Source organism: Corynebacterium sp. HMSC036E10, from assembly GCF_001836265.1.
Lineage (GTDB): Bacteria > Actinomycetota > Actinomycetes > Mycobacteriales > Mycobacteriaceae > Corynebacterium > Corynebacterium coyleae.
This window is the reverse complement of sequence record NZ_KV827983.1, coordinates 1,732-4,285: the sequence shown is the minus strand read 5'-3', so window position 1 is coordinate 4,285 and position 2,554 is coordinate 1,732. Positions and strand designations below refer to the sequence as shown.

Below are 2,554 nucleotides of genomic sequence, written 5' to 3'. Positions count from 1 at the left end.
CCAAGCCGGAAACCAAGCCGGAAACCAAGCCGGAGGGGCCGGTCGAGGGCCAGGATGACTCCAAGGGCTCGAGCAACGCGCCGATTAGCGTCATCATCGCGGGCGTAGTCGCAGTGCTCAGTGTTCTGTCGCTGCTGCTGGCATTCCCGATCGACCGAGTCCTCGGCCCGATCGCAAGCTTCGGCAAGAAGTAGCGCGCGAAAAGATCGCATGTAGCGCCGCCTGGCTCCGGAAGGGGTGGGGCGGCGCTTCGTCGTTAAGCAAAGACGCAAATCGCGGGTTAAGTAGCAAAAAGTGTGTCCGCTCGGCGTGTCGCGGGGCGGACACACTGTTTGTTACTTCATGAGGCCTTTTCTGATTCCTATCGAGTGTTCGTACTCGGTTGGGATAGCGTTGTCGTAGAAGGCTGGTCGTCCTGTTTCTTGGTCGGCTTTGTTGTGGTCTTCTTCGGCAAGATCGTTGACTTTGGCGAGTTGATCTTGACCAAAATTGCACTGCCTGGCGATGTCTAACGGATCGTCAGGCAGTTGCTTTTTTGGTGTGGAGGTGCCACTCGAGCATTTTCCGTTGGCGTTCCCCGGACCTGCCGCGATGCCCGTCGGCGATGCGTTTGAGTCCGGCGTTGATGCCGCCTTCCAGACTGTTTGTCGTTGACGCCCAGCGTTTTGGCTCAAGCGCATTCGGTGGTGGCTGCAGGTAGGTAAACAGCCAGTTGTTGCGCGATAGATACAGCAGTGAGTTGTAGGCTTTGCGCACTCGTAGATGGGTCCATTCCCACTGGTTATTGAGTGTGCGGCGTTCTTTTGGCACGGGCGTTTTTTCGTTGAGGAATGTTTTGAATACCTGCCCGAAGTCGTGCAGACGCAGCGTCCACTCCCGTGCTTGGTCGAGTGTGGTGATACGGGTCAGCTTCAACGCGAGTGCGTAGATGGCTTTGCCGGCGTCGGTTCGTGGCCGTGAGGTGGTGTAGCGGCGGATGACGCGCTGCGCATGGACGGTTACGTCCCTTAGTGTGGTGTAGCGCTTGCTGATGGTGGGCCCTGGGAAATACAGGGGCGGCCACCGCCAGTGAGGGTGTCAGGAAGTTTGTGTGTGAGGCTCTGATTGAGAGGGAGTTTCACCGATAATGACTACGGTGTCACCGAAGAAAGGCCATGACCCGGCGAGGTTCAACGAGATCAGCGAGAAGCTGATGGAAAATCCTGAGCTGGCCAGCTTGATCAGCGAGCTGTCGGCTTCCGCTGATGATGCCAGCGAGCTGGTCAAAGGCCTGCTGCAGGCATCGATCAACGCCGGTCTTAAGGCAGAGATGGATGCGCATTTGGGCTACGGCCATGCCGATCGTAAGGCGAAGGCCCGGGTGGAAACCGCACAGGCGAACAATCACCGCAACGGGTCGTACACCACAACCGTTGATTCTGGCTACGGCGCGTTGGAAGTGACCATGCCGAGGGATCGTGCCGGCACGTTTGCTCCAACAATGGTGCCCAAAGGCTCCCGTCGGCTCACAGAGCTCGACGACATGATTATCTCGCTGTACGCCGGCGGGATGAACGTGCGTGATATCCAGCACCATCTCGCCACCGCCCTGGGGGTGGATATGAGCCCGGATACGATCAGCACGATCACCGACGCGGTGTTAGATGAGGTCATGACCTGGCAAAACCGCCAGCTCGACGAGTTCTACCCAGTGATCTTCCTCGACGCGCTACGAGTAAAAATCCGCAGGTGCCCACCGGGTGGTGAATAAGGCCTGCTACATGGCCGTCGGTGTGGATATGGACGGCATCAAACACATCCTGGGATTGTGGATCGCTGACAATGAAGGCGCCGCATTCTGGGCATCAGTCTGCGCTGACCTTGCCAACCGTGGCGTCCAAGACGTGTTCATCGTCTGCTGCGACGGGCTCAAAGGCCTGCCGGAAGCAGTAGAAGCAACCTGGCCGAATTCCATGGTGCAGACCTGCATCGTGCACCTGATCCGGGCGGCCAACAGGTGGGTGTCGTATCAGGACCGCAAAGGTGTCTCCCGTGCGCTACGTGAGGTCTATACAGCCGCCAACGAAGACACCGCCCGCGCCAGCCTTGATGCCTTCGAGGCCAGTGAACTGGGCCGTAAATACCCGCAATCGGTCAAAGTCTGGCGCGATGCCTGGGACAGGTTCGTGCCGTTTCTGCAGTTCCCGCCAGCAGCGAGGCGGGTGCTCTACACCACGAATTCGATCGAATCGCTCAACGCTGAACTGCGTAAAGCTACCCGTAACCGCGGGCAATTCCCGAACGATACTGCGGCGTTGAAAACACTGTGGTTGATGATCTGCAACATCGAAGACAAGCGCGCTGCCCAGCGAGCGAAGAAAGCAAAGCACGACATCGAATGCAACGGCTATATTGAAGGAGCGAAAGCCACCGGGTGGAAACAAGCCATTAACCAACTAGCCGTGGCGTACCCTGACCGGTTCGCGGACTACTTGTAAACCAAGTCCCCGCACACAAAGAATCGGACACTCTCCCGCCAGTAACCTTTCGACTCAACTACCACATCTCACCGAAA

The 2,554-nt window shown here is 57.9% G+C and carries 1 protein-coding gene and 2 pseudogenes; 2 read left to right on the top strand and 1 reads right to left on the bottom strand.

The annotated features are described in order from the left end of the window. Positions 1–194, top strand: a 194-nt coding sequence (locus HMPREF2736_RS12400; protein ID WP_168156423.1) for a hypothetical protein, incomplete at its 5' end; no start/stop codon positions are given. A gap of 141 nt (positions 195–335) precedes the next feature. Here HMPREF2736_RS12400 and HMPREF2736_RS07765 read toward each other — a convergent pair. Continuing rightward, a pseudogene (locus HMPREF2736_RS07765) lies at positions 336–999 on the bottom strand (IS256 family transposase); the annotation flags it as partial. Positions 1,000–1,126: 127 nt separating this feature from the next. Between HMPREF2736_RS07765 and HMPREF2736_RS07760 the strand changes: the two are divergent. Continuing rightward, positions 1,127–2,477: pseudogene (locus HMPREF2736_RS07760) on the top strand (IS256 family transposase). Positions 2,478–2,554: the final 77 nt, after the last annotated feature.